The sequence below is a fragment of the Bradyrhizobium sp. 134 genome, assembly GCF_023074155.1.
Classification (GTDB): Bacteria; Pseudomonadota; Alphaproteobacteria; order Rhizobiales; family Xanthobacteraceae; genus Bradyrhizobium.
In genome coordinates this window covers 153,818-171,267 of the sequence record NZ_JADPKX010000053.1, presented here as the reverse complement: position 1 = coordinate 171,267, position 17,450 = coordinate 153,818, and the positions used below count along the sequence as shown (strand labels likewise).

At 62.1% G+C, this 17,450-nt stretch carries 29 protein-coding genes, 1 tRNA gene and 1 pseudogene; 12 read left to right on the top strand and 19 right to left on the bottom strand.

The features are described from left to right. Positions 1-34: 34 nt before the first annotated feature. The 5 genes from IVA75_RS21610 to IVA75_RS21590 form a co-directional block, all read right to left on the bottom strand. Positions 35-1,075 carry a PrsW family glutamic-type intramembrane protease gene (locus tag IVA75_RS21610; RefSeq protein ID WP_027569915.1) on the bottom strand — a complete coding sequence of 347 codons (1,041 nt, stop codon included), beginning with the start codon at positions 1,073-1,075 and terminating at the stop codon, positions 35-37. A gap of 576 nt (positions 1,076-1,651) precedes the next feature. Further along, complete coding sequence (locus IVA75_RS21605; RefSeq protein ID WP_027569916.1) at positions 1,652-1,909, bottom strand: hypothetical protein; 258 nt, start codon at positions 1,907-1,909, stop codon at positions 1,652-1,654. Positions 1,910-2,013: 104 nt separating this feature from the next. After that, the gene (locus IVA75_RS21600) at positions 2,014-2,640 is read right to left on the bottom strand and encodes a pilus assembly protein PilZ (RefSeq protein ID WP_027569917.1); all 627 of its coding nucleotides are present in this window, start codon (positions 2,638-2,640) and stop codon (positions 2,014-2,016) included. A gap of 165 nt (positions 2,641-2,805) precedes the next feature. Next, on the bottom strand, positions 2,806-3,453 hold the full coding sequence (locus IVA75_RS21595) for a hypothetical protein (protein ID WP_247286154.1): 648 nt from the start codon (positions 3,451-3,453) through the stop codon (positions 2,806-2,808). A gap of 103 nt (positions 3,454-3,556) precedes the next feature. After that, positions 3,557-3,631 (bottom strand) — tRNA-Glu (locus IVA75_RS21590). Positions 3,632-3,855: 224 nt separating this feature from the next. On the opposite strand from IVA75_RS21590, the gene IVA75_RS21585 reads away from it, so the two are divergent. From IVA75_RS21585 to IVA75_RS21575, 3 genes are read left to right on the top strand one after another with little or no spacing between them, the layout of a single operon-like run. Further along, positions 3,856-4,110 carry a PilZ domain-containing protein gene (locus IVA75_RS21585; RefSeq protein ID WP_007610106.1) on the top strand — a complete coding sequence of 85 codons (255 nt, stop codon included), beginning with the start codon at positions 3,856-3,858 and terminating at the stop codon, positions 4,108-4,110. Between the two features lie 57 nt (positions 4,111-4,167). Further along, positions 4,168-4,413: a hypothetical protein gene (locus IVA75_RS21580; protein ID WP_247286153.1), complete on the top strand. Its 246-nt coding sequence runs from the start codon at positions 4,168-4,170 to the stop codon at positions 4,411-4,413. 5 nt (positions 4,414-4,418) lie between these two features. Then, a complete protein-coding gene (locus IVA75_RS21575) occupies positions 4,419-4,586 on the top strand; it encodes a hypothetical protein (protein ID WP_155809976.1) in 168 nt (55 codons plus the stop codon). A gap of 109 nt (positions 4,587-4,695) precedes the next feature. On the opposite strand, the gene IVA75_RS21570 is transcribed toward IVA75_RS21575, so the two are convergent. From IVA75_RS21570 to IVA75_RS21560, 3 genes are all read right to left on the bottom strand, one after another. Further along, positions 4,696-5,334 carry a glutathione S-transferase gene (locus IVA75_RS21570; protein ID WP_247286151.1) on the bottom strand — a complete coding sequence of 213 codons (639 nt, stop codon included), beginning with the start codon at positions 5,332-5,334 and terminating at the stop codon, positions 4,696-4,698. 308 nt (positions 5,335-5,642) lie between these two features. Further along, complete coding sequence (locus IVA75_RS21565) at positions 5,643-6,095, bottom strand: VOC family protein (protein ID WP_027517781.1); 453 nt, start codon at positions 6,093-6,095, stop codon at positions 5,643-5,645. A gap of 228 nt (positions 6,096-6,323) precedes the next feature. Continuing rightward, positions 6,324-6,722 (bottom strand): VOC family protein, encoded by a 399-nt coding sequence (locus IVA75_RS21560; protein WP_027569922.1) that lies wholly within the window; start codon positions 6,720-6,722, stop codon positions 6,324-6,326. Positions 6,723-7,024: 302 nt separating this feature from the next. On the opposite strand from IVA75_RS21560, the gene IVA75_RS21555 reads away from it, so the two are divergent. The 3 genes from IVA75_RS21555 (at position 7,025) to IVA75_RS21545 (ending at position 8,068) form a co-directional block, all read left to right on the top strand. Continuing rightward, on the top strand, positions 7,025-7,225 hold the full coding sequence (locus IVA75_RS21555; protein WP_247286150.1) for a hypothetical protein: 201 nt from the start codon (positions 7,025-7,027) through the stop codon (positions 7,223-7,225). Between the two features lie 5 nt (positions 7,226-7,230). Continuing rightward, complete coding sequence (locus IVA75_RS21550) at positions 7,231-7,500, top strand: hypothetical protein (protein ID WP_247286148.1); 270 nt, start codon at positions 7,231-7,233, stop codon at positions 7,498-7,500. A gap of 337 nt (positions 7,501-7,837) precedes the next feature. Then, positions 7,838-8,068, top strand: coding sequence for a hypothetical protein (locus tag IVA75_RS21545; RefSeq protein WP_027569924.1), 231 nt, complete (start codon positions 7,838-7,840; stop codon positions 8,066-8,068). Positions 8,069-8,207: 139 nt separating this feature from the next. Here the strand turns inward: IVA75_RS21545 and IVA75_RS21540 are convergent, their stop codons facing one another. The 7 genes from IVA75_RS21540 to IVA75_RS21510 form a co-directional block, all read right to left on the bottom strand. Next, positions 8,208-8,411, bottom strand: coding sequence for a DUF3072 domain-containing protein (locus tag IVA75_RS21540; protein WP_051462968.1), 204 nt, complete (start codon positions 8,409-8,411; stop codon positions 8,208-8,210). Between the two features lie 128 nt (positions 8,412-8,539). Then, positions 8,540-9,550 carry an acyltransferase gene (locus IVA75_RS21535; RefSeq protein ID WP_247286146.1) on the bottom strand — a complete coding sequence of 337 codons (1,011 nt, stop codon included), beginning with the start codon at positions 9,548-9,550 and terminating at the stop codon, positions 8,540-8,542. A 170-nt stretch (positions 9,551-9,720) separates the two neighbouring features. After that, positions 9,721-10,230, bottom strand: coding sequence for a hypothetical protein (locus IVA75_RS21530; RefSeq protein ID WP_027569927.1), 510 nt, complete (start codon positions 10,228-10,230; stop codon positions 9,721-9,723). A gap of 203 nt (positions 10,231-10,433) precedes the next feature. Next, complete coding sequence (locus tag IVA75_RS21525) at positions 10,434-10,610, bottom strand: hypothetical protein (RefSeq protein WP_007610124.1); 177 nt, start codon at positions 10,608-10,610, stop codon at positions 10,434-10,436. 338 nt (positions 10,611-10,948) lie between these two features. Continuing rightward, entirely contained in the window at positions 10,949-11,221 is a 273-nt protein-coding gene (locus IVA75_RS21520) for a hypothetical protein (RefSeq protein WP_027569928.1), read from the bottom strand. A gap of 126 nt (positions 11,222-11,347) precedes the next feature. Further along, positions 11,348-11,650, bottom strand: coding sequence for a hypothetical protein (locus IVA75_RS21515; RefSeq protein WP_247286145.1), 303 nt, complete (start codon positions 11,648-11,650; stop codon positions 11,348-11,350). A 247-nt stretch (positions 11,651-11,897) separates the two neighbouring features. Further along, positions 11,898-12,083 (bottom strand): hypothetical protein, encoded by a 186-nt coding sequence (locus tag IVA75_RS21510; protein ID WP_007591378.1) that lies wholly within the window; start codon positions 12,081-12,083, stop codon positions 11,898-11,900. A gap of 411 nt (positions 12,084-12,494) precedes the next feature. Between IVA75_RS21510 and IVA75_RS21505 the strand changes: the two genes are divergently transcribed. Both IVA75_RS21505 and IVA75_RS21500 read left to right on the top strand, forming a co-directional pair. Further along, positions 12,495-12,791 (top strand): HU family DNA-binding protein, encoded by a 297-nt coding sequence (locus tag IVA75_RS21505; protein WP_007591377.1) that lies wholly within the window; start codon positions 12,495-12,497, stop codon positions 12,789-12,791. A gap of 160 nt (positions 12,792-12,951) precedes the next feature. Next, positions 12,952-13,128, top strand: coding sequence for a DUF2934 domain-containing protein (locus IVA75_RS21500; RefSeq protein WP_084462276.1), 177 nt, complete (start codon positions 12,952-12,954; stop codon positions 13,126-13,128). A 242-nt stretch (positions 13,129-13,370) separates the two neighbouring features. On the opposite strand, the gene IVA75_RS21495 is transcribed toward IVA75_RS21500, so the two are convergent. Beyond that, positions 13,371-13,598 (bottom strand): hypothetical protein, encoded by a 228-nt coding sequence (locus IVA75_RS21495; protein WP_247286144.1) that lies wholly within the window; start codon positions 13,596-13,598, stop codon positions 13,371-13,373. 300 nt (positions 13,599-13,898) lie between these two features. On the opposite strand from IVA75_RS21495, the gene IVA75_RS21490 reads away from it, so the two are divergent. After that, entirely contained in the window at positions 13,899-14,051 is a 153-nt protein-coding gene (locus tag IVA75_RS21490) for a hypothetical protein (RefSeq protein ID WP_197031199.1), read from the top strand. Positions 14,052-14,813: 762 nt separating this feature from the next. Continuing rightward, the gene (locus IVA75_RS21485; RefSeq protein WP_247286143.1) at positions 14,814-15,011 is read left to right on the top strand and encodes a hypothetical protein; all 198 of its coding nucleotides are present in this window, start codon (positions 14,814-14,816) and stop codon (positions 15,009-15,011) included. Here the strand turns inward: IVA75_RS21485 and IVA75_RS40190 are convergent. Further along, a complete protein-coding gene (locus tag IVA75_RS40190) occupies positions 15,008-15,133 on the bottom strand; it encodes a hypothetical protein (protein ID WP_106943514.1) in 126 nt (41 codons plus the stop codon). The two genes, IVA75_RS21485 and IVA75_RS40190, sit on opposite strands and share 4 nt — an antisense overlap. Positions 15,134-15,210: 77 nt before the next feature. Continuing rightward, a complete protein-coding gene (locus IVA75_RS21480) occupies positions 15,211-15,441 on the bottom strand; it encodes a hypothetical protein (RefSeq protein ID WP_247286142.1) in 231 nt (76 codons plus the stop codon). Between the two features lie 281 nt (positions 15,442-15,722). Between IVA75_RS21480 and IVA75_RS21475 the strand changes: the two genes are divergently transcribed. Continuing rightward, a complete protein-coding gene (locus IVA75_RS21475) occupies positions 15,723-16,022 on the top strand; it encodes a hypothetical protein (protein ID WP_247286751.1) in 300 nt (99 codons plus the stop codon). 67 nt (positions 16,023-16,089) lie between these two features. Here the strand turns inward: IVA75_RS21475 and IVA75_RS21470 are convergent, their stop codons facing one another. Next, positions 16,090-16,254 (bottom strand): hypothetical protein, encoded by a 165-nt coding sequence (locus IVA75_RS21470; protein WP_007610153.1) that lies wholly within the window; start codon positions 16,252-16,254, stop codon positions 16,090-16,092. Between the two features lie 294 nt (positions 16,255-16,548). On the opposite strand from IVA75_RS21470, the pseudogene IVA75_RS21465 reads away from it, so the two are divergent. After that, a pseudogene (locus IVA75_RS21465) lies at positions 16,549-17,311 on the top strand (NAD-dependent protein deacetylase). Positions 17,312-17,450 lie beyond the last annotated feature (139 nt).

Sequence of the window (17,450 nt, the reverse complement as noted above, 5' to 3'; positions counted from 1 at the left end):
TAGTACGCGCGCACCGCGCTCGCCACCCCGCGGCTCAGCCGCCGCCGTGCGCCGACGAAAAACCTTCGCCGCTGGTGCGGATGCGGTTGCGGCCGAGAACATAGATCGCGGTCGTGACGATCAGAAGTGCGAGGCCGAGCAGGATCGAGACCAGGCCGATCGGGATCAGGGCCAGCGTCAGATTGCGCTCGGGGTTGATGAGCCAGTGATGGATCGAGGTCAGCACGAAGGCGAGCCCGAGAAAGCCGACGCCGCCACCGGCAAGCAGCAGCGCCCACATCCGGCGGAGCTGGCTGAGGCGCTCCCGCGCGACGTCGGTCCGGGGTGCGTGATGGCGCGCGACGCGCCGTACCAGTCGGATGGCGAAGGCGATCGAGCTGAAGCCGATCAGCAGGCTCGCGCCGCCCAACCACATCCGCAGCGTCGGATCCAGATCCGGCATGCGCTGGAGTGTGAGCAGCGGGAAGTCGAAGGCCGAATGCAGGGCGAGCGGGCCTGCGAAGATCAGCAGGCGGCTGGAGAGACGAGCCCAGTCGCGATGATGGCGGTTCGCACCAAGCGCCGTGCCGGCGCGCGCGATGGTCAGATAGGCGCCGGCGATGATGCCAAGCGCGCCGTGGAACGGCACCGTCAGCACGCTGCGCAAGGCGGCCAGCGAGCGCCACATTTCGGCGTGCTGGACGAGATAGGCGAGGTTCTCGTAGGCGGCGAAGCCCAGGCCGACCGCGGCGCCATAGACCACGGTGTCCATCGGATTGGCGAAGGTCCGCCGCTTGGTCGAGGCGACCAGCACGATGGCGATCACCTTGACCGCTTCCTCCGGCAGCGCGACGCCGAAGATCGAATGCATGGCCAGCGCCGCCCACGGGTTGTCCGGGGCCGCGACCATCTTGGCGAAAGGGGCTCGGGCCAGGCCCAGCAGCGAAATGCTGGCCGCGCCGAGCAGGAACGCGGTCCAGACCTGGGCCGGCGGTCCCGGGCGTTCCTCGGCGGCGATGACAAGCCACAGCATCAGCAGCGCCGGGGCAATGGCGGCCGTTCCGATGACGGTGGGTAACGCTTCAATCAGGTACATCGGCGCCGAAAATAGGTTCCCTTGATCCGCTTATCCACATCGTCCGATGCGACCTTGTGTCATGCGCTTGCTGTCGCGTCTCTTAACAAGCGCGACAGCCTGCGTTCATCAAGACGGTCGCCGAGGTGTAGAATATGGAGTGCAATCAATCGCATGACAGAACCACCTCGTCATCCCCGACAACGGTCGCGCGCCTGTCGTCGGATCGCGATTGGTAAGTTAGATCAAGGCAATGTGCAGGTTTCTTCGATTCACGATGAACGTGTCGCCGCGGCAAGTCCAGAGCCGGGATAGCCCCTCCGGGCGAGGCATGGCTTGGCAAGCCGGCCTAGTCACGCTTCGTCGCACGAGACGGTGACGAGATCCGGTGTGTCCGGATCTGCTCCAGTTCCCAAAAGGCGCGTATGAGGCACGTGCCGAGACAGAGCACGATGAGCAACAGCAGAAAGGCCTGGTCGACGGCAGGGATGTGAGTGGGAATGGGAGTCATGGCAATGATAAAGCAACGCCCGTGCCACGCGTTCCCGCCGCGGCCTGTGCTATCTGCAAGGGCCGCCGCTCCCAAGCCGCTTTGACTCAATGCGTGGTGAACGGCGGCGGTGCGTCGGGCGCGACGTCGAAGGCGCCGAGATGGAATTCCTCGCCGATGGACGCGTCCGGCTCGGAATGCTGCGCCATCAGCGTGAACGCGGCCTGCGGGTATTGCTTCCAGATGTCGAGATCGCCGGCGGTGATGGTGAGCCAGCCGAAGGTGTACATGTAGCGTCCGGGCTCGGTGACCCGGCCGACCCTGTCCCAGGTGATCTTTTCGACCGTGATCTTTTCGACTGCCATTCGGTCCCCCGATCGCAAGTCTGCAGATGATGCCCGGCAAGAGCCGCGGACCTTCAAAAGCTGACCCCGGAATGGGGCTGCGATAGGGCGGCGCGGCGCGAGGATCAGGCCGATTGCAGCATGGGCGTGCGGACGATCAGCCGGACGACGTCATCCCGCGACTGCTTTTCCGCGAATTTGACCGCGAACCCGTTTTCGAATTTGCGGATCACGCGCCCGACGCAAGCGCCGACCGCAAGCGGAGTTCCCACTGGCGGATCGTACTCGCAGGATATCGCGACACCGGCCGTGGAGACGTCGATGATGAAGCAGGCATGGGTGCTGCCGTCGGCGAGCGTCAGGAAGGTGTGCGCGACCTGCGGAACGAAGCGCGCGTCATTCCGCAGCTCCTGGACGCTGGCGTCCTTCTGCTTCTTCTCGAGCCAGGTCAGCTTTTCCGACATCCAGGCGCGCCGGGCCCGCGTCATGTCGAGCTCCATCAGGAAGCCCGATTTCAGCGTCGCGCTGATGGTGCACTGGAATTCGCCAAAATCTTGGAAGTATGAGGTCACGCGCTCGCCGACCTTTCCGACCACGGGAACGTCGACCATCATGCGGAACGGTGAGACGCGGCTGGTGCGGCACGCGAAGGTGCGCAGCTTGCCCTCGCAATCGTACCAGCGCGGCAGAGAGTAGCTGCCGCTCACGGTGACTTGCACGGCACGCTGTCTGAGGAACTCTGCGACGGACATGGGCGCCAATCGTGTTGCGGAGGTTTTCCGTAATTCCACGGTAGCAATCAAATTCTAAGCAAATGATACCGGCGCTCACGAGCAGGGGTAAATTTTTGGTAAACGCGCGGATCGGGATGGGCGGCATAGCGCCGCGATTAGCAGGCCCGCGATCTCACGATTGCGTCATCCGAGCAGCACCAGCAGAGCCAGCACGCCAATGGCCATGACGAGCTTGATCGTCGCGCAGGTCTGGCTGCCGGGTCCGCGCTCAAATCCGAACCACGGCAATGCATGCCGCATCGCGCGCGTTGCGAATGCTTCGACGATGACGAACAAGAGAGCGATGCCGGCGAGGAAGGACCATGATGCATCCGGCAGCATCCATGCCGCGAGCCACGCGGGAACGGACGCCTTGAGCGATGCCAGCAGCGCGAACCATCCGAACAGCGATACGAAGCCCTTGATGATGTCGGGCCCGATCGTGCCGGGCTCGAGACGGATGCCGATCTTTCCAAGAGCGAGTTCGATGCGCTCGCCATCGGTGAAGAAGAGGAAGGCGCCGAGGTAGAGCGGGACGCGCGACTGAAACAGGAGCGCGACCATGCCGAACAGGACGGCGTAGCCCAAAGCGTCACTGACGATGGTCGTGCCGGCCGCCTGCGACGGCTCCGGTGCAGCCGTGGCCCGAGGCAGCGACCTGGCGCGCGCCATGTGCTCGAGCATTCTAGCGCGGCGCTCCGGCGCGTAGGCTGCCGTGCGGTGGATCCATGGCGGCGGCGCCGGCGAGGCAATTCCGGCCTGGTCGTCCGAGGGAGATTTATGCTGCGCCATGGGCCTGCATCCGGTTCCATCTGGACATTGGTCGGAGCCGAGGGGCAGGGAGGTTCATGCGGGGGCCGCAGATATCGCCGCGTCATCCAAAACGCCCGGATGATGGCGCTCCCTAGCGGAATCGAACCGCTCTCTCCACCGTGAAAGGGTGGCGTCCTAACCGATAGACGAAGGGAGCAAACCCAGGGCCCCGCCGCTTTTCGCGGCACGACCGCTGGCCGCCCGAGTCATGCCCGGCGGCTGCAGCGGGCGAACCTATAATGGCCTTTGGCGCCCTGGGCAAGCCGTTCGGGAACGGTCTTTTGGCACCGGTGGATAGCATCCTCCGCCGGATCATTCGGGGCGAATTCAACGGTTTCTTAGGTTCCCTGAGCTAGCGCTGGAGGGGGAGAATTTGAGCCGATGCCACCGCCCAAGAAGCGCGCAGCCCGCAAGTCGCTGTCGCAGCATGCCTGGATCACGCTCGAGGGCGGATTCGCGGCGCGGCAATGCCTGGTCCAGGACATCTCCGCCACGGGCGCCAAGATCACGCTGGACGAGGATGCGAGCCAGCTCCCGGGCGTGATCCGGATGGCGTTCGCGCGCGATGCGCGGACCGGGCGGAGCTGCCAGGTGGTTTGGCGCCGCGGCAAATCGGCCGGCATCAAGTTCATCTGACCCCGGGCAAAGTGACCTCGATGGCGCAAGGCGCCGGTTCGGGTTAGAACGGCACGCATGCGTGCGCCGCTCCTCATCCTGATCTCGTTGCTGACCATGTCCGCGGCCGCGGCGGAAGCCTTGCGTCTGCCGCCTCCGGAGCGCCCGCAGACCGGCAAGGCCTTGCCGCTCAAGGGTGCCGGCGGGAGCGCGAAAGCGGGCTCCTGCGCCGCCTATGGCCGCGGCTTCCATCTGGTCGAGAGCACCGGCACCTGCGTCAAGATCGGCGGCTCGATCAGCGTCGAGACCACGATCAGGCGCTGACCTCGATGCCACCGGATATCATGCGGCCCGAAATCATCGTCCCGTTCGTGATGTATTGCGCGCTGCTGTGGTGGATCGGCCGCGGCCTGAGCTGGACCGCGCGGCTCGCCACCGCGGCCGTGACGCTCGTGCTGATTTTCTGCGTGCTGCTTTTCGAGCGCGGTTGGCCCTAAACAAAAAAACGCGAAAACAACCCCATGCACAGTAGCCGCCACCTTCCGGCGGCACGCGGCGAAGTGCCGATTCATCGTGCTCTCAACGAGGTTTAAGCGGCGTCACCGCTCACGACATCGGCGGTGCCACAAATTGCGCAAAACCGGGCCGTTTGCCGAGATCGTCGAGCCAGCGCGTCAGATGCGGCTGCGCGGGCCGGGTGATGCCCTCGACGCCGAGCCAGCGCCGCGCATAGGCGCCGATCGCGATGTCGGCGAGGGTGAATGCATCGCCGTCCATGAACGGACGCGTGGAGAGCAGACGGTCGGCGATGGCCCAGACCTCGGCGGCGGCATCCGCATCCTTCTGCAGCTGGATCATGTCGCGCTCGGCAAGCGGCGTGCGCACGAGGCCCCAGAACACCGGGCGGTCGACCGGCTGCACCATCGACAGCGTCCAGTCGAGCCAGCGGTCGACGCTGGCGCGCAGCTTCGGCGCCTCGGGATAGATCGGCGTGCCGCGCCCGTGCGCGAGGCAGAGATAGCGCATGATCGAATTGGACTCCCACAGCGTGAAGTCGCCCTCGACCAGCGTCGGGATCCGCGCATTGGGGTTCATCGCGAGATAGTCGGCCTCGCGGGTCTTGCCGAAAGCCATGCCGGCGTCGATGCGCTCGTAAGCCAGGCCGAGCTCGGTGAGGCACCACAGCACCTTCTGCACGTTGACCGAATTGGCGCGGCCCCAGATCGTCAGTTTTTGGTCCGGCACGTCATCCTCCCCAGGCGTTTCTTTCGGCGCGGGTAATAGCGGAATTCACTGCGGCGAGCGACGCTTGATTGCGCCGATCCTCTCATGCCAAAGGTCCGCATGCAAAAAGCTCCGCCCGAGGCGGAGCTTTCATTGCAAGGTCAAGCTGGTCAGGCGATCAGCGGCCGAAGAACAGCCACAGCAAGATGATCACCGGGATCGGCACACCCAGCATCCACAACAAAAGTCCGCGTCCCATCGTGTCCTCCTCCAATTGCATTGTCGAAGAGAGAACGCTTAGGGCAGGGGCTGGTTCCCGCGGAAAGGCTCTACCAATGGCCGATGTTGGGCATCGACGACCACGGCTCCTGCGGCGGCTTCGGGTCGCCCTTCTGCAAGATCTCGATCGAGTGCAGATCCGGCGAGCGGACGAAGGCCATGTTGCCGTCGCGCGGCGGCCGGTTGATCGTGACGCCGGCCTTCATCAGCTTCTCGCAGGTGGCGTAGATATCGTCGACCTCATAGGCGAGATGGCCGAAGAAGCGGTCCTCGCCGTATTTTTCCTCGTCCCAATTCCAGGTGAGCTCGACCAGCGGCGCGCCGCGCGTCTGCGGCTGCTTCTTCAGCGCCTCGAGATCGTCCGACGAGCACAGGAACACCAGCGTGAAACGCCCCTTGTCGTTCTCGATCCGCCGCACCTCCTTCAGCCCCAGCGCATCCTGGTAAAACTTCAGCGCGACATCGAGATTGCGCACGCGCAGCATGGTGTGGAGGTATCGCATGGTTGTTGCTCCCTGGGTGGATGGAGGGTTTTTGGTTCGGCCGAGCCGAAGGGAGTAGGAGATAGCAGGAAAATCCGAGGAGGGGCAGGGGGCGGGTGCACATGTGCATGAGGGCGAAGCCGGCTGATGAAGTAAATCAGCCGGCGAAATTTCAATGCACTTTCACCGCAAATCCAGTGGCGCACACGCGCCATTGGCAGTGTGTGCGGGGCGGTCTGCTGCCGCGGCCTATTGCGTCGCGAGGCGCTTTCCGGCCTGCTCGGCCGGCGGCGTGAAGAGCGATACTGCGGTGCCTTCGGGGTCACGAAACTGGAACGTCCTGTTGCCCCATGGCATCGTTTTCAGCTCGTGCACCAGCGTGACCTTGTCTTTCAGGCGCTCATAATCCGCATCGATGTCCTCAACCTGAAACTCGATCACGGCGGTCCGATTGGCGCCGGGCTCGGCACTGTTTTCTTTCCAGAGCGCGACCGTCTCGGCTGCGCCGATTGCCAGGTTGGCGCCCGGCGTCACGATCTTGGCGAACACCGGCGCGAGCCATTCGGCGGAAACTCCGGTGATCATTTCGTAGAACGAAACCATGCTTTTGATGTCGGTGGCGATCAGGCGAGTGGAGGCGAACTTCATGGCATGTCCTTTGGTTGACCGCAGATTTGAGCGGCATCGCGGGGCTCGTCGCACACCGCTGCTGCCACCCTGATGTCAGCAGTCACGACGCCGCGCCGAGCGTGCGAACTAAGGGCATGAATTGCGATGGCAGTGCTCAAGCGCTAGACCACGAGCCCCTTCACGCGAAGCGCCCCACAGCGCGAACCGGGCCGTCAGAACGGTGACGCAAACCGCAGAATTGGCCACCTCACTCACGGGTGGACAGGCTTGTGTAGCCGCTCGCAGATGAACTCCTCGCGGCAATGACGCGACTAACGGCCATGGCCAATATCCTAGGTGAGCTTCTGTTTGCACTGATCCGCTCGATTGTTGCTGGATGGGCGTATGCGCTCTGGGTCAAACTGGCGACATGGCTCGACCCGAAAATCCAACGGCGTTGGGTGAAGCTTGCCGTAGGAGGCCTCCTCGGCTTGGCAGCTTATTTTATGATTCCGATCTTGATGGGGCTGTTGGGCCCTTGAACACAATGAAATCCGTTCTCATCGTCGCACTGGCAATCGGGGCGCTCGTCTCGACGGTGCTGCTCGTCATGGAGCAGCTCACCGACTACTCCATCGCTGTGATGGCATGGGAGATGCCGGGTATATCCGCAGCCTACCTTTTCTGGGGAGCGGTTGGCAGTTCCGTTTTCCTGGGCGTCGCCATCACTTGGGCCGTGAATGCAATCGTTTACGGCGCGCCCGCCTTCGTTGTCCTTACAGTCGTCAAGCTGGCAATTCGCGGTCTGCCGAAGTGATCTGGAATGACCGTGGGGTCAGATCTTGGCCTATGCGTCGGGAATTACGCATTACGGTGACACGCAGTTAACTGCGTGATCGCGGTGCTGTTCGCGAGCACCGACGGCTACCTTACGGGACAGTGCACTGACGCCGCAGGAGCCAACGAAACGCATCACGCTTAACGTTTGTGAATGCCGCGTTGGCCGAACGCCTGCAATTCTCCAGTATTGGCGGCACTTCAGATCATCGGTGGAGTCAGGCTCTCCCGTCTCGCGGGACGGAGCGTGCATGCCTCGATCGGCGTCCGCCCGCCAACACGACTAGCCGTATTCATTATGAGATTGAGGACAGGTGATGTTGCTTCTGGAGGAGTTCAACGAACGAACGCTGTCGCACATGGACAGGGCGCTGGAGCGCGTCAGCGAGATGATGCCTGAGGTGATGGAAGCCTACACCGCGCGCCGGTATGTCGCCGAACGGATCATCCACTGCGCCAAGCACGAGACACGCGAGATCGACGGCCTCGTCGCGGCCGGCCGGCGTGCGGTCGCTGAGCTGGCTGTGAGGGTCGTCGAAAGCGATTAGCTGTCTGGCCGCGAACCTGCCGCAGAGGACCACGCTCGCCGGCGATGATGGGGGTGAATTGGCGCTTCGTGAGAGGCGGCGACGGGCGGCCTCCCTGTCAGCCGGCGCCCATCTTTCGGGTTTCGAAATGCAGCGCCGTCTACTTCTCGAGCCCGGCCTTCTGCCGCATCGTGTCGATCAGCTCTGACGCCTCTGCCTTGGTCAGATCCTCCTTGGGGAGGGGCTTGTGGGCCTGCTCGGCGAGGGTCTTGAGGTAGGATTCCTGGGCGCCGGTCATCGGATCGTCCCCGGAGACCCAATCCTTCGGGTCCTTTTGGGTGTTGCCTGCGGTGTTGCCAGCCATCTTGTTGTCGGTCACGGCGATCTCTCCTTTTCAGGCTCAATGCCGACTGATGCTTTTTGTTCCTTATTTGTTCGTGGCCCATGACGCAGCCAGGGCCGCACTTGCCCGGATTCAGGGTCGGGAGATGATCACGGAACGGCCGGCAGCGATCGGCGTCTGCGCATCAGACTTAGCTTGCGCCCCCAATCGAGGATCGGTGCCTCAACGGCGACGTGCAAGGCGGCGGCGAGACCGATGGAGAGCAGGATGCCCGCGATGATTGTCCCGACGGTCGACAGAAGCCACAGTCCGTCGAAGCTCGCGATCCATTTCACCACCAGATAATGGACGATATACAACGCGTACGAGATATTGCCGAGCCATTGCAGGACCGGTGAGAAGGATCGCCCCTCGATCTCGACAGCGACCACAGCATGGATCAGCAATCCCGCGCCGAGGCCATAGGTCAGGACGCGCGCGAATTGCGGGTCGGCCGCGCCGCGCACGAAAATCCAGTACCACCCGGCCACGAACAGGCCCGCGGAAACGGCGGGGAAGTGGCGCGAAAAGCGCAATCGTCCGCTTCTCTGGAGATAGGCGATGACAACGCCGGCACCGAATTCCAGCACCAGCGGATGAAAGTAGATCCCGGCCTCCAGGCCGAAGACGAGAGCAAGAATGACCAGGGCGAATCCAGCGAACAAGATCTCGAACAGCCGGTCCGGCTTGATCGCCAGGACGATGGCGACGGCGACGTAGAAGTGCAGTTCGAAAGCCAGCGACCAGGCTGGGCCAAGGTACCAGTTCGGATAGGTCCATGCGAAGATGGTTCCGAGATCGAGAGCGGGGCGGTCGCCCGGCGCCAGCGCGATCCAGGAGGAGCTGACAAACGCCGCCAGCAACACCAGCCAATAGAGCGGGAAAATTCTGAGGGCCCGTCTGAAAGCGAAATCCAGCGGGTTATGTTGTGCCGTCGCGGTGGTCGCGATGATGAAGCCGGAGATCACGAAAAAGATGTCGACACCGCTCGCAAGTATCGTCAGCGCACCCTCGGCAAGCTCCGGCCCGACCATGTCGGGTCGCGCACTGATCGCGTGTCCGCAGACCACCGACAGCGCAGCGACGCCGCGCATCGCCTGTACACCCGCGAAGATTCGCACCAAGCCTCGCCACGTTCATTCCAGAATAGTGCAATTTAGGCGAGAAACCCATTAAGGAACAGTTGCGCGGATGCGATAGAATGGGTGTCGGATGCGTTAGGGTGAGGCATGCATCTGAGGCGGATTGATTGCTGTGCCCTTCCTCCAAGGCACGACCACAGGAGCACTCCCTAGCGCTTTGCTTCCTGCTTGCCCCGCCTGATTTCCTCTGCCTCGTCCACCAGCTTCAAGGCGGCGCCGTCGTAGCTCAGCTTCAGCCCACGCCCGACGGTCCATATCCATCCCTCCCGGGCATCCCCGGTTGGCTGGGCGTTGAACTGGTCGGATATCGATTTGACGGCAGCGTCTTGGGGGCCCGGATTGCTCAACTCCGCGTTGACGCGCCAGATGGGATGTTTGGGGTCCGGATTCTTGGGGTCGACGTCGTCGGCAAAGATCGTGACCTTGGCGCCGTCGACTGCGCATTCGAGGACGTAGGAATCGCGAAGCTGACGGCAGCGGTAGCGACGTTGCGTGATGAGCTTGTTGGTCTCGTCGAATGTCATGCCGGGCGAAAAGCCGAGGATGTCGGACTTCTGCACGAGTGCCAGTGACGCAGGCTTCAGAAAGCTCGGCTGGACCGCCACGAGAACGGCCGCGGCAACAACGATCACGCCGGCGACAACAATGGCAATCTTCATCAGCCCCTCGTAAGAAACGTCCGACCATACAACAGCCGGAGCGTTCTACCAGCATCGCGCTGCATGGTTCGAGACGTCCGCTATCGTTGGAGGATTGCACCACCGAAAGATCGCATGGTCACATATCGCCTGGTCATGAACGTGAAAAACCGCCCCTGACATGACCAGGGGCGGTTTAGCAAACGGGGTTTTCGAAACGCGGTCTAGTGACCGGTGCCGGGCTTCGTCGTCTTCGGCGGCTTGCCGTCTTCGATCCGGCCTTCGTTGCGCAAGTCGCGACCTTCCTGGGCTTTCTTCTGGCTCTCAGGGGACTTGCCGTGTTCGTTCATCTCTTCCTTGATGAACCCGGCGCCTTCCTTCACTTTACCTTCAACGCTCATGACGATCTCCTTGTCCTGGTAATAGGTCAACTCGCGCGAGACCTGACCGTTCCGGTGCGCGCACCTATGTGAGGAGTGCAGTATTGAGGGTGCACTTTGTAAGAGTGCACTTGCCGGGAACAGGTTAGTTGTCAGCGCGTACCGATGCGTTGATGTCGCGGGCAGAAACCGGAAAAATGCGCCGCGTCCAACATCCCCATTGCGTCCGGTTGTCACCCGGCAGTGCGTTGGACAACGCGGCTTCGGGCGACAGGTTTCCATCGGGACCCGTTATGAAATGGCCGCGCCGCCTTTTGGAAAGCGACGCGGCCAAGAGGCAAGCGATATAGGAAACCGGCTTACTTCATGTTGCTGCGGGTCTTGGTGCCGCCCTGGTCGCTGCCGGGGCCGGAGCCGCCCTGGCCGGAGGCGTCGGGCCTCACCATTCCGCCCTTGCTCGTGCCGTCATGGCTCATGCCCGTCGTGCCCCTCGTCATCGTGCCCTTGTCCGTGTTGTTCATGCCGGGCTTCTGCATGTTGTCCGACTGCGCGGCGGGGCCGGTCTGGGTCTGGGCAAAGGCAGAGCCGCACATGAGGCCGAGGGCGGCGGTCGCAATGATGAACTTCTTCATCTCAAACTCCTGGTTGGTTGAGTGGGCCAACGGGAGTGCAGAAGCCGTGTTCCTAAAACTGGGCGTTCCGGAGTGCAAAAATTCTCGTCTGCGCGCGAACCGCTATCGACTTCCTTTGAAAACGCTCTAAGCCGCAATGCGCTGGTCGGCCGGGCCCGTCAGGTGCTTGAGCACTTCCGCATGCTCCAGGTCGGGAACCGCGATGGCCGTGTGGCTGTAGCTCGCATTGGTTCGTGATTTTGCAATCTGGTCCAGTATCTCGCCGCCCTTGATGACGTGGAGGCCCATGCCCTCTCCGGACGGGAAGATCGCGAGCACCACGTCATAGGCGGTGATGACGGCGCGAAGCGCTTCGGCCTTGTCTTCGGCAATTTCGACGAACACGCGAACATCGGCCGCGAGTTCACGCAGCTCGTTAAAATCCAGCACTTTGAGTTACTCCAACGCAACGATACTGAGAGGAGCTTGGAGGCGTTAGGTTACCGAAGTCTCAACGGCGCATGCCCGGCCACAGGTTTCTCGAGCAGGCGCCCCCCCCGCGAGGCGATAGACAAGCGGGCATTGCCGCCTGCTCGGCAATGCGCCGGCACGGAAAGAACATCTGGAACGGGGAGGGACGAAGCGCGCCTATACCCCTAAGGGCGTCACACGATGCGCGCCTGACTTTATGCGCGCTTTACTTGGCGTATCCCTGGGAGCGGAGCCACGCGATCTTGCGGTCGCCGTTGATCCAGTCGTCGGCATCTGCCTTGCTGGTGAAGCCCTTGATTTCGCGCTGTTCGCTGTCCGGGTAATCCGCCAGGATTTTCCAGTCGTTGTCTGCAATGCGGACGGTTTTGAAGGTCACTTTTGTTTTTGCCATGCCGCATTATGCAGGAGATGACCGGAAAAGAGAACCTGCCTTGTGACGGTCACCCGCGCGGCCCCAGGCGCAGACCTGGGGGCCAGCCTGATCGGCATTGCGCGGCCGGGTCCCCCGGAAAAGGCGAAAGCCCCGCCTGGGGGAAGCGGGGCTCTCTGATGGGGGTGAAGCTTGGGGACTTCAAAGAGTTAGACGCCTCAGGAAGAAAATGGTTCAACGCGGAAACGGCGCAAGCTGCGGCATCTTTGCCGGGGCGTCCGGGCTCCCCCAGAACCCCCTGCTTGCGTTTTGGGCGTCGATGGGTTCTAAGCCCCGTCACTTCATGAAAGTTGGCATGAATCAGAAGCGCGTTGCGCGGTTGGACCGCGTCCTGAGCAAAGCCTGCTCGCGCGCACAGAAGGAAATTCAGACATGGCGAAGATGACCAAGACTCAGTTGATCGATGCAATTGCCGAGGGTACGCAGCTGTCGAAGAACGACGTGAAGTCGGTCATCGAGTACATGGCAACCGTCGGCTACAAGGAGCTCAACGAGTCCGGCGAGTTCGTCATTCCCGGCTTCGTCAAGATGTCGGTTGTGAACAAGCCGGCGACCGAAGCCCGCATGGGCGTCAATCCCTTCACCAAGGAGCCGATGCAGTTCGCCGCGAAGCCGGCGAGCAAGTCGGTGAAGGCCTCGCCGCTGAAGGTGGCCAAGGACTCCGTCTAAAGGCTCGCCAAGGGCTCGCGTTTTCGTTGTGGACCCTCTTTTTCGCGGAGTGCTGCCGCGGAGTGCTGCAATGACCGCTTGCTTGTGCTGAACCAATAAGGAACTCTGTTAGGGAACTCTCGGGCGTCGTCAGGCTTTGCTTCCGAAAGGGAGAAATCACATGACTGGTCTCAGTGAAGTAGAGATTCGAAACCGCGCCTATCACCTCTGGAAGGAGGCCGGCGAGCCCGCGGGCACGATGGACACCTTCTGGTACGAGGCCGAAAAAGAGCTTCTCGCCGAGCGGACCAAGCAAAGCGAAGTCCCGCCCGGGATGACCGACAATCTGCCGGTCTGACTTTGCCGGTCTAAGAGGCGGACAGAGGCGAGCGTCGACAGTTCTCAAAGCAGCCACCCGGCGTAACGCCCGGGTGGCTGCTTTGCTGTTCGGCCCATCGCTTGGATGGCGGCCTCAAAGAAAAACCCCGGGCTTAGGGACCGGGGCTCTTCAAGCTGGTCGGCCGCGTCGCGACATGCCGATGCCGCCAGCACCACTGAATTCGGTTTGACAACGCGAGACGAAAAAATTCGTTCCGGCGGCTACTCCGCCGACACGGACACGTCGACGATCGCCGGCGTATCGACCTGGCGCTCGCGCCAGACGACGAGATCGCATTTGGGATTGAGCCACTGATACTCGGAGCCGCGCGCCTTCAGATGCGCGAGCGCTGCATCATGTGCGGCGGTCTGATCCGGCGCCTCGACCATGATTTCCACGGTCTCCTCGATCTGACGCACCACCTCGACGGCGTAGTATTTTCTGGTCACGGTCCCTCGCTCCGGAATGACTAACGGGGAGGGCCATGGCGCGTTCCCCAAAAGAAAAACCCCGCGCTTTCGCACGGGGCCTTCCTGGCTGGCTGCGATGGGATTTCAGCGCCCCGCCGCCGGCCGCGTTTTCGAACTTAAGGTTGAAAACCCAAAAAGCAACCGCGCCGACGAGCGGAAGGCTCAAGAAGGCTCGATACGATGGGCCCCGCGAATTTCAGGGAAAGGCTGGACTTTTTGTTCTTAGTTTGTTCTAGTGAGGCATCTCTTTTGGCGGCGACCATTTGGTTGGAGGTGCCCATGACTGTCGAGAAACAACGCGAAGTGATCAGGCTCTGGAATCAGCTCAGGAAGCTCGAAGGTCCGGCCGCGGAAGAACTCCGCATCCAGATCCTCGAATGCTTTTCGGAGAAGGATCTGTCGGGGAAGGAGACGGTGAAGCGCGCGGCGTGATGAGCGTCGCACTACGTCGACGATAACAGGCAATCGCGCCTGCCTTCACCGATCGTTAGGAATCGTTTTGCGCTGATTCCTCGACTCCGATTCGTTCCTTGCGAACGAAATAGAGTCGGATGCAGAACAAGCCGTGGCTTCTGTGTCGATGCGGGACATGCCCCTTCCTGACCAAGCCGGCGTGATGCTTGGCACAGTCCCGTTGGCGTCTCCTCGCTACGAGATGAGGCGAGGGAGACGCGACATGGATGCGTGCTGGTTTCTCGAGATGTTTGCCGAGATCGCAAAAGTGTTTTGGTATGACCGGCACCCGCGCTTGCGCAAAGGCAGGCCGTCGGTGCCGCAGGTGCCACCGCGATCGAAATCCGAAGACGCGATGTGAGCGCGCGATCGTTGGCGATGATGCCACCGTTTGCGTACAAACGAAGTGTTAAGACCTGCTTCGCGCCGATTTCTGCGATTCCGATTCGTTCTTCGAGAACGAAAGGCAGGTGAAGCTGGAACAAAGCCGGACGGCGGATCGCCACAAGCTCCGCAGCCGCGGCTTTCGCGAGAGCTTGAGGCGGTTCGCCGAGTTCTGGAGACGCTTGGCCAATTCCTAACGGAAGATTGCCGCGAAGCCGATAACCCTATTCGGTTAGGTTAAAAGCCCAATCGCGTTGCGCTTGCCGCTGCTTGGGATAGGTGTGTCTGGCGACGTCTGGAAACGACTTTGCCAACAAGCGACTTTGGCCAACGAGCAATTTTGCCAAGAACGAATTCATGACACCTTTTTCACAACCGAGCTTTTATCAGGGCGACCGCCACACCTACCGGCGCGTCGCCATCGTCGGCACGCTCTTTTGTCTGGCGTTCGTGGTGATCAGCGTCTCGCTGCGGCCACAGCTCGAGGACACGCGTGTCGCGGTCAAGGCCGACAGGCTGATGCGCACGGCGGGCCAGCCACCTCACACGAATTAACGGTCGTCGCCGGAGATCTGATGGTCGGCGCAATTCCCTGGGCACGCGGTGCCATGTGAGGCGAGCGCCACGAATCCGGCATAACCGGACAGGTTGAGCAGGACTTCGAGCCAAACGGGCATGTCGGCCTCTTTTCTCCTTGAAGGCTACGGCAACGTGCGCGTGAAGCGCATGTTCCCGGACAAGACGGACTGGCGCCTCAAAGCGGGGTGGTGGGGTCGATCCGCCGGCCGAGGGCGCCTACGGACTCGCTCGACGGCTGTTCCTTAAGGAACTCGGCAATGGCCCGCGCCAACTCGCCGTCGCTCATCGGCGTCGGCGGCGGGCGCAGCGAGCCGACACCGAAACTGCGGACGATCTCGTCGTAATGCTGATCGCCCGATCTCGGAACCAGCCTGCGGATACGGGCCAGCAATCTGGATATCGGCACTTTATCCTCCTGGACGCTCCCCGCTGGCAGTAATTGTGCTGCGTTGCCAATTTGCTGTCCGTGAAACTGAAAACCCCGCCAGCATTGGTGATGCTGACGGGGTCTTCGTGCTGTTGCCTCAACCGGATGGCGGAGGCGTCCGCACTTGAACAAGCAATTCGCGGAACGCGCGCCTGTTCCATGCGTGGCGGATTTAATCCGAGCTCGGTTCCACAGCCTTGCGCGCAACCATCGCACCGCGCCGGCGTTGTCTATGCGAGATACGAAGGAGGAGATTCATGATGAGGAAGACACTGGCAGTTCTGGCTACCGTTGCGGCCGTCGGCGTGACCGCGGTCGCGGCGCCTGCGCCTGCCGAGGCGCGCGGCCGCGGCATCGGTCCGGGCCTCGCATTCGGCCTCGCTGCCGGCGCCATCACCGCGGGCGCCGTCGCCGCGTCCCATCCTTACGGCTACGGCTACGGCTACGGCCCCGGGTACGGCTACTATGGCCGCCCCGCTTATGCTTACGGCCCCGGTCCGTACGCCTACTACGGCGATGGACCGTACTACCGCCGCCACCATTATTACCGTCACTGGTAACGGCTGACCAAATGAAAAGCCCGGAGCAACGCTCCGGGCTTTTTTCATGCTCGGTGATGTGGTGTCGTTACGGCCAGAGCGAGGGCCGCTCCACCTTGCGCGCGTTGTCGAGCGTCGACACGAAATACTCGTCACGCTCGCGCTTGAATTTTTCCTGGGTGGCACGGAAGGCGGCGACACGGGCGGCGATCTCTTCGCGTTCGCGGATTTTACGTTGTTCGTCCTCGGTCATTTCAAATCCCCTCTGCACGTGAGTATGTGTCCTACTGAACTCAAGCACTGCCGCCGCAATCACGTTGAGTCGCGTCAACACATGCATTGGCGCTTCTGATTGGGGCGTCAATGGGGAGGAGGCATTGCAGGATTGTGATAAGCGAGGGGCGGAAAAAATTGCCGACCACGTCGTGCGCCGCGGTGGATAACCGCGTCAACAATCTTGTCGCTTGCGCATGTTGCAGCTAGCGCAAAAACAAATCGGCAAAACCGATCGGCCAAGCCAATCGGCAAAGCAAAACGGGAGGGCGCGTTGATTGCATCGGATCTTCGCAGCGGCGTCGAGCGTCTCGGCGACATGATCGCCGAAGCCAAACGGATCGTGCCGTTCACCGGCGCCGGCATCTCGACCGAGTGCGGCATCCCCGACTTCCGCTCGCCGGGCGGAATTTGGACGCGCAACCGCCCGATCCCATTCGACGAGTTCGTCGCCAGCCAGGAGGCGCGCGACGAATCCTGGCGCCGGCGCTTCGCGATGGAGGAGGTCTATTGCGGCGGCCAGGCCCGGCCGCGGCCATCGCGCGATCGCCTCGCTCTACCGTGCCGGCAAGGTTCCCGCGATCATCACCCAGAACATCGACAATCTACACCAGGCCTCAGGCGTCGCGAGCGACCACGTGATCGAACTTCACGGCAACACCACGTATGCGCGCTGCATCGGATGCGGTCAGGCCTATCCGCTTGATTGGGTCAAGCGCCGCTTCGACAAGGAGGGCGCCGCGCCCAACTGTACCGTGTGCGACGAGCCGGTGAAGACCGCCACGATCTCCTTCGGCCAGATGATGCCCGAGGACGAAATGCAGCGCGCGACCGCGCTGTCGCAAGCCTGCGACCTCTTCATCGCGATCGGTTCCTCGCTGGTGGTATGGCCGGCCGCGGGCTTTCCGATGATGGCGAAGAGATCAGGCGCACGTCTGGTGATCGTCAATCGCGAGCCCACCGAGCAGGACGACATCGCCGACCTCGTGATCCGCCACGACATCGGCGAAACGCTCGGGCCCTTTGTCGGTAATTGAGGCAGCAATTTGATTCGCGGCTGTGCAAGCTGTTCATAGGTTCCGCCGAATCTCTTTTTTATCTATGCGTCGCAACCGGGAGTGTTATCTTTTGAGTCGAAAGATTCGCGTCGCGTCGAGTTGAGAAGATTCTCTAAAG

Excerpts from the sequence above, each read along its gene's own strand:
- IVA75_RS21610 (WP_027569915.1), bottom strand. The coding sequence starts at position 1,075 with ATGTACCTGATTGAAGCGTTACCCACCGTCATCGGAACGGCCGCCATT.
- IVA75_RS21605 (WP_027569916.1), bottom strand. The coding sequence starts at position 1,909 with ATGGCAGTCGAAAAGATCACGGTCGAAAAGATCACCTGGGACAGGGTC.
- IVA75_RS21600 (WP_027569917.1), bottom strand. The coding sequence starts at position 2,640 with ATGTCCGTCGCAGAGTTCCTCAGACAGCGTGCCGTGCAAGTCACCGTG.
- IVA75_RS21595 (WP_247286154.1), bottom strand. The coding sequence starts at position 3,453 with ATGGCGCAGCATAAATCTCCCTCGGACGACCAGGCCGGAATTGCCTCG.
- IVA75_RS21585 (WP_007610106.1), top strand. The coding sequence starts at position 3,856 with ATGCCACCGCCCAAGAAGCGCGCAGCCCGCAAGTCGCTGTCGCAGCAT.
- IVA75_RS21580 (WP_247286153.1), top strand. The coding sequence starts at position 4,168 with ATGCGTGCGCCGCTCCTCATCCTGATCTCGTTGCTGACCATGTCCGCG.
- IVA75_RS21575 (WP_155809976.1), top strand. The coding sequence starts at position 4,419 with ATGCCACCGGATATCATGCGGCCCGAAATCATCGTCCCGTTCGTGATG.
- IVA75_RS21565 (WP_027517781.1), bottom strand. The coding sequence starts at position 6,095 with ATGCGATACCTCCACACCATGCTGCGCGTGCGCAATCTCGATGTCGCG.
- IVA75_RS21560 (WP_027569922.1), bottom strand. The coding sequence starts at position 6,722 with ATGAAGTTCGCCTCCACTCGCCTGATCGCCACCGACATCAAAAGCATG.
- IVA75_RS21555 (WP_247286150.1), top strand. The coding sequence starts at position 7,025 with ATGGCCAATATCCTAGGTGAGCTTCTGTTTGCACTGATCCGCTCGATT.
- IVA75_RS21550 (WP_247286148.1), top strand. The coding sequence starts at position 7,231 with ATGAAATCCGTTCTCATCGTCGCACTGGCAATCGGGGCGCTCGTCTCG.
- IVA75_RS21545 (WP_027569924.1), top strand. The coding sequence starts at position 7,838 with ATGTTGCTTCTGGAGGAGTTCAACGAACGAACGCTGTCGCACATGGAC.
- IVA75_RS21540 (WP_051462968.1), bottom strand. The coding sequence starts at position 8,411 with ATGGCTGGCAACACCGCAGGCAACACCCAAAAGGACCCGAAGGATTGG.
- IVA75_RS21530 (WP_027569927.1), bottom strand. The coding sequence starts at position 10,230 with ATGAAGATTGCCATTGTTGTCGCCGGCGTGATCGTTGTTGCCGCGGCC.
- IVA75_RS21525 (WP_007610124.1), bottom strand. The coding sequence starts at position 10,610 with ATGAGCGTTGAAGGTAAAGTGAAGGAAGGCGCCGGGTTCATCAAGGAA.
- IVA75_RS21520 (WP_027569928.1), bottom strand. The coding sequence starts at position 11,221 with ATGAAGAAGTTCATCATTGCGACCGCCGCCCTCGGCCTCATGTGCGGC.
- IVA75_RS21510 (WP_007591378.1), bottom strand. The coding sequence starts at position 12,083 with ATGGCAAAAACAAAAGTGACCTTCAAAACCGTCCGCATTGCAGACAAC.
- IVA75_RS21505 (WP_007591377.1), top strand. The coding sequence starts at position 12,495 with ATGGCGAAGATGACCAAGACTCAGTTGATCGATGCAATTGCCGAGGGT.
- IVA75_RS21500 (WP_084462276.1), top strand. The coding sequence starts at position 12,952 with ATGACTGGTCTCAGTGAAGTAGAGATTCGAAACCGCGCCTATCACCTC.
- IVA75_RS21490 (WP_197031199.1), top strand. The coding sequence starts at position 13,899 with ATGACTGTCGAGAAACAACGCGAAGTGATCAGGCTCTGGAATCAGCTC.
- IVA75_RS21485 (WP_247286143.1), top strand. The coding sequence starts at position 14,814 with ATGACACCTTTTTCACAACCGAGCTTTTATCAGGGCGACCGCCACACC.
- IVA75_RS40190 (WP_106943514.1), bottom strand. The coding sequence starts at position 15,133 with ATGCCCGTTTGGCTCGAAGTCCTGCTCAACCTGTCCGGTTATGCCGGA.
- IVA75_RS21475 (WP_247286751.1), top strand. The coding sequence starts at position 15,723 with ATGAGGAAGACACTGGCAGTTCTGGCTACCGTTGCGGCCGTCGGCGTG.
- IVA75_RS21470 (WP_007610153.1), bottom strand. The coding sequence starts at position 16,254 with ATGACCGAGGACGAACAACGTAAAATCCGCGAACGCGAAGAGATCGCC.